The organism is Acinetobacter sp. TY2, from assembly GCF_046269225.1.
In the GTDB taxonomy this organism is placed as follows: Bacteria; Pseudomonadota; Gammaproteobacteria; order Pseudomonadales; family Moraxellaceae; genus Acinetobacter.
The window spans coordinates 1-5,582 of sequence record NZ_JBJZOR010000050.1 but is presented as its reverse complement, the minus strand read 5'-3'; the positions used below and the strand labels follow the sequence as shown (position 1 = coordinate 5,582).

Sequence of the window (5,582 nt, the reverse complement as noted above, 5' to 3'; positions counted from 1 at the left end):
CAATAAAAAACACCCTCTGTCTTATGACAGAGGGTGTTTTAGATTTAAAAGCTGGCGATGACTTACTCTCACATGGGTAACCCCACACTACCATCAGCGCAAAGAGGTTTCACTTCTGAGTTCGGGAAGGGATCAGGTGGTTCACTCTTGCTATTGTCGCCAGCAAACTGTTTATGGATATTCACTTAGTCTTACATTTTGCTAAGTTTTTTTCCAAAAGAGTTATTAACAGGTATATTTGAGTTGGTATTGTAACTAGCTTTGTAACTAAATCAAGCATTTTGCATTGAATTTAAAGAAACATACAACTGTTTGGGTGTTGTATAGTCAAGCCTCACGAGCAATTAGTATTGGTCAGCTTCATGCATCACTGCACTTCCACATCCAACCTATCAACGTCGTAGTCTTCAACGGCTCTTTAGAGGACATAAAGTCCTAGGGAAATCTTATCTTGAGGTAGGCTTCCCGCTTAGATGCTTTCAGCGGTTATCCCTTCCGAACATAGCTACCCGGCGATGCGACTGGCGTCACAACCGGTACACCAGAGGTTCGTCCACTCTGGTCCTCTCGTACTAGGAGCAGATCCTCTCAAATTTCCAACGCCCACGGTAGATAGGGACCGAACTGTCTCACGACGTTCTAAACCCAGCTCGCGTACCTCTTTAAATGGCGAACAGCCATACCCTTGGGACCTGCTTCAGCCCCAGGATGAGATGAGCCGACATCGAGGTGCCAAACACCGCCGTCGATATGAACTCTTGGGCGGTATCAGCCTGTTATCCCCAGAGTACCTTTTATCCGTTGAGCGATGGCCCTTCCATACAGAACCACCGGATCACTAAGACCTACTTTCGTACCTGCTCGACTTGTGGGTCTCGCAGTTAAGCGCGCTTTTGCCTTTATACTCTACGCGTGATTTCCGACCACGCTGAGCGCACCTTCGTACTCCTCCGTTACTCTTTAGGAGGAGACCGCCCCAGTCAAACTACCCACCAGACATGGTCCTCGCTCCAGATTATGGAGCAGAGTTAGAACCTCAATATTACCAGGGTGGTATTTCAAGATTGGCTCCACCGTAACTAGCGTCACGGTTTCAAAGCCTCCCACCTATCCTACACAAGTAAGATCAAAGTTCAATGTCAAGCTGCAGTAAAGGTTCACGGGGTCTTTCCGTCTAGCCGCGGGTACACCGCATCTTCACGGCGAATTCGATTTCACTGAGTCTCTGCTGGAGACAGCGCCCCCATCATTATGCCATTCGTGCAGGTCGGAACTTACCCGACAAGGAATTTCGCTACCTTAGGACCGTTATAGTTACGGCCGCCGTTTACTGGGGCTTCGATCAAGAGCTTCGCTTACGCTAACCCCATCAATTAACCTTCCAGCACCGGGCAGGCATCACACCCTATACGTCCACTTTCGTGTTTGCAGAGTGCTATGTTTTTAATAAACAGTTGCAGGGGCCTGGTTTCTGTGGCTGTCAACCGCTCAAGGAGTAAATCCCATCACCGTCGACAGCGTACCTTCTCCCGAAGTTACGGTACCATTTTGCCTAGTTCCTTCAGCAGAGTTCTCTCAAGCGCTTTGGTCTACTCGACCTGACCACCTGTGTCGGTTTCGGGTACGATTCCTGTGTAACTGAAGCTTAGAGACTTTTCCTGGAAGCATGGTATCAGCCACTTCACTGTACAAGTACAGCTTGCTATCAGTTCTCAGCATAGAGTACCCCGGATTTGCCTAAGATACATGCCTACAACCTTTCACCTGGACAACCAACGCCAGGCTGACTTAACCTTCTCCGTCCTCTCATCGCATTACACAGAAGTATTGGAATATTAACCAATTTCCCATCGACTACGCCTCTCGGCCTCGCCTTAGGGGTCGACTCACCCAGCCCCGATTAACGTTGGACTGGAACCCTTGGTCTTTCAGCGTGCGAGTTTTTCACTCGCATTGTCGTTACTCACGTCAGCATTCGCACTTCTGATACCTCCAGCATACTTCTCAATACACCTTCATCGGCTTACAGAACGCTCCCCTACCACTTGCAATAAATTGCAAATCCGCAGCTTCGGCATATAGTTTTAGCCCCGTTACATCTTCCGCGCAGGCCGACTCGACTAGTGAGCTATTACGCTTTCTTTAAAGGGTGGCTGCTTCTAAGCCAACCTCCTAGCTGTCTATGCCTTCCCACATCGTTTCCCACTTAACTATAATTTTGGGGCCTTAGCTGGCGGTCTGGATTGTTTTCCTCTTGACTACGGACGTTAGCACCCGCAGTCTGTCTCCCGGATAGTACTCATTGGTATTCGGAGTTTGCATCGGTTTGGTAAGTCGGGATGACCCCCTAGCCGAAACAGTGCTCTACCCCCAATGGTATTCGTCCGAGGCGCTACCTAAATAGCTTTCGGGGAGAACCAGCTATCACCAAGTTTGATTAGCCTTTCACCCCTATCCACAAGTCATCCCCTGGCTTTTCAACGACAGTGGGTTCGGTCCTCCAGTTAGTGTTACCCAACCTTCAACCTGCTCATGGATAGATCACCTGGTTTCGGGTCTACACCCAGCAACTAAACGCCCTATTAAGACTCGGTTTCCCTACGGCTCCCCTATGCGGTTAACCTTGCTACTGAATGTAAGTCGCTGACCCATTATACAAAAGGTACGCAGTCACCGGACACAATGCCGGCTCCCACTGCTTGTATGCATGCGGTTTCAGGATCTATTTCACTCCCCTCACAGGGGTTCTTTTCGCCTTTCCCTCACGGTACTGGTTCACTATCGGTCAGTCAGGAGTATTTAGCCTTGGAGGATGGTCCCCCCATATTCAGACAAGGTTTCACGTGCCTCGCCCTACTCGTCATCATTATATGTGCCCTTTCGTGTACGGGACTATCACCCTCTACGGTAGCACTTCCCAGAGCTTTCCGCTAAAGCACATATAACTTAATGGGCTGTTCCCCGTTCGCTCGCCGCTACTAAGGGAATCTCAATTGATTTCTTTTCCTAAGGGTACTGAGATGTTTCACTTCCCCTCGTTCGCCTCGCAACACTATGTATTCATGTTGCGATACCTACCTTATGGTAAGTGGGTTTCCCCATTCAGAAATCTCCGGATCATAGGATATTTGCCGCCTCCCCGGAGCTTATCGCAGGCTATTACGTCTTTCATCGCCTCTGACTGCCTAGGCATCCACCACATGCACTTAATTACTTGACTATACAACCCCAAACAGTCGTTAATCTTTACAAGCAAGATTATCAACATTACAGTTTAGAATTCTGTGAACTTAATCACTGTACAGCTTCTATTAGATTCATATACCAAAACGCTTGATTCAGTTAATCGCTAGTTCTCATCACTTCTTAATCACTTCAATATGTCACTTACGTGTCATATTGTTATGTTTAATTAGCTCTGAGCCTTAAACAATTTATTTCAACTCAAATATATTCTGTTAATGATTGACTGCCATCTCGTCGATGCGCAGCAAACTGTGATAAATCACAGAACTTAATAAATCAATATCAATCTTAAAATTGAGTATTTATTAAATTCTATAATCTAACTTCTTAGCTTAATTACTCTAAAGTAATGGTGGAGACTAACGGAGTCGAACCGTTGACCTCCTGCGTGCAAAGCAGGCGCTCTACCAACTAAGCTAAGTCCCCAGCTTAAGATCTCGTATCTAATGCTCTGTGCTTTTCAGTCAGAATGGTGGGTCTGACAAGACTTGAACTTGTGACCCCACGCTTATCAAGCGTGTGCTCTAACCAACTGAGCTACAGACCCTCAGATACTTCAATGAAGAACAACTTGTTGTGGATTCTTACCGGCCATCAATCTTTCGTTAAGGAGGTGATCCAGCCGCAGGTTCCCCTACGGCTACCTTGTTACGACTTCACCCCAGTCATCGGCCACACCGTGGTAAGCGTCCTCCTTACGGTTAGACTACCTACTTCTGGTGCAACAAATTCCCATGGTGTGACGGGCGGTGTGTACAAGGCCCGGGAACGTATTCACCGCGGCATTCTGATCCGCGATTACTAGCGATTCCGACTTCATGGAGTCGAGTTGCAGACTCCAATCCGGACTACGATCGGCTTTTTGAGATTAGCATCCTATCGCTAGGTAGCAACCCTTTGTACCGACCATTGTAGCACGTGTGTAGCCCTGGTCGTAAGGGCCATGATGACTTGACGTCGTCCCCGCCTTCCTCCAGTTTGTCACTGGCAGTATCCTTAAAGTTCCCGGCATAACCCGCTGGCAAATAAGGAAAAGGGTTGCGCTCGTTGCGGGACTTAACCCAACATCTCACGACACGAGCTGACGACAGCCATGCAGCACCTGTATGTAAGCTCCCGAAGGCACCAATCCATCTCTGGAAAGTTCTTACTATGTCAAGACCAGGTAAGGTTCTTCGCGTTGCATCGAATTAAACCACATGCTCCACCGCTTGTGCGGGCCCCCGTCAATTCATTTGAGTTTTAGTCTTGCGACCGTACTCCCCAGGCGGTCTACTTATCGCGTTAGCTGCGCCACTAAAGTCTCAAAGACCCCAACGGCTAGTAGACATCGTTTACGGCATGGACTACCAGGGTATCTAATCCTGTTTGCTCCCCATGCTTTCGTACCTCAGTGTCAGTATTAGGCCAGATGGCTGCCTTCGCCATCGGTATTCCTCCAGATCTCTACGCATTTCACCGCTACACCTGGAATTCTACCATCCTCTCCCATACTCTAGTCTCCCAGTATCGAATGCAATTCCTAAGTTAAGCTCAGGGATTTCACATCCGACTTAAAAGACCACCTACGTACGCTTTACGCCCAGTAAATCCGATTAACGCTCGCACCCTCTGTATTACCGCGGCTGCTGGCACAGAGTTAGCCGGTGCTTATTCTGCGAGTAACGTCCACTATCCAAGAGTATTAGTCTCGGTAGCCTCCTCCTCGCTTAAAGTGCTTTACAACCAAAAGGCCTTCTTCACACACGCGGCATGGCTGGATCAGGGTTCCCCCCATTGTCCAATATTCCCCACTGCTGCCTCCCGTAGGAGTCTGGGCCGTGTCTCAGTCCCAGTGTGGCGGATCATCCTCTCAGACCCGCTACAGATCGTCGCCTTGGTAGGCCTTTACCCCACCAACTAGCTAATCTGACTTAGGCTCATCTATTAGCGCAAGGTCCGAAGATCCCCTGCTTTCCCCCTTAGGGCGTATGCGGTATTAGCATTCCTTTCGAAATGTTGTCCCCCACTAATAGGCAGATTCCTAAGCATTACTCACCCGTCCGCCGCTAAGTGATAGTGCAAGCACCATCACTCCGCTCGACTTGCATGTGTTAAGCCTGCCGCCAGCGTTCAATCTGAGCCATGATCAAACTCTTCAGTTTAAAATCAGTAGTGCCTTAAAGGGCACCAATCTTGGCTCATCAATTTTCTGACAATTATTTCTCAAATAAACTTCGAGTAATTCTTACCATCTAATCAATGAAATAGTTTCGATCGATTAACCAGTAAAAATCCACACAAGTTGTTCTTCATATATTCTTAATGATCTTCTCAATGATTCGTCATCATCAAGC

2 tRNA genes and 3 rRNA genes are annotated in these 5,582 nt (G+C 48.0%); all 5 read right to left on the bottom strand.

The window, feature by feature from the left end:
* Nucleotides 1-49: 49 nt before the first annotated feature.
* The 5 genes from rrf to ACK1JC_RS16715 all read right to left on the bottom strand — a co-directional run bounded on the left by rrf (nucleotide 50) and on the right by ACK1JC_RS16715 (nucleotide 5,390).
* Nucleotides 50-164, bottom strand: a 5S ribosomal RNA gene (rrf, locus tag ACK1JC_RS16735).
* 159 nt (nucleotides 165-323) lie between these two features.
* Nucleotides 324-3,220: ribosomal RNA gene (locus tag ACK1JC_RS16730) — 23S ribosomal RNA — on the bottom strand.
* A 376-nt stretch (nucleotides 3,221-3,596) separates the two neighbouring features.
* A tRNA-Ala gene (locus ACK1JC_RS16725) sits at nucleotides 3,597-3,672 on the bottom strand.
* A 44-nt stretch (nucleotides 3,673-3,716) separates the two neighbouring features.
* Nucleotides 3,717-3,793, bottom strand: a tRNA-Ile gene (locus ACK1JC_RS16720).
* Between the two features lie 59 nt (nucleotides 3,794-3,852).
* Nucleotides 3,853-5,390 (bottom strand): 16S ribosomal RNA (locus ACK1JC_RS16715).
* Together the 16S, 23S and 5S rRNA genes with 2 tRNA genes alongside form the textbook arrangement of a ribosomal RNA operon.
* Between the last annotated feature and the right edge of the window lie 192 nt (nucleotides 5,391-5,582).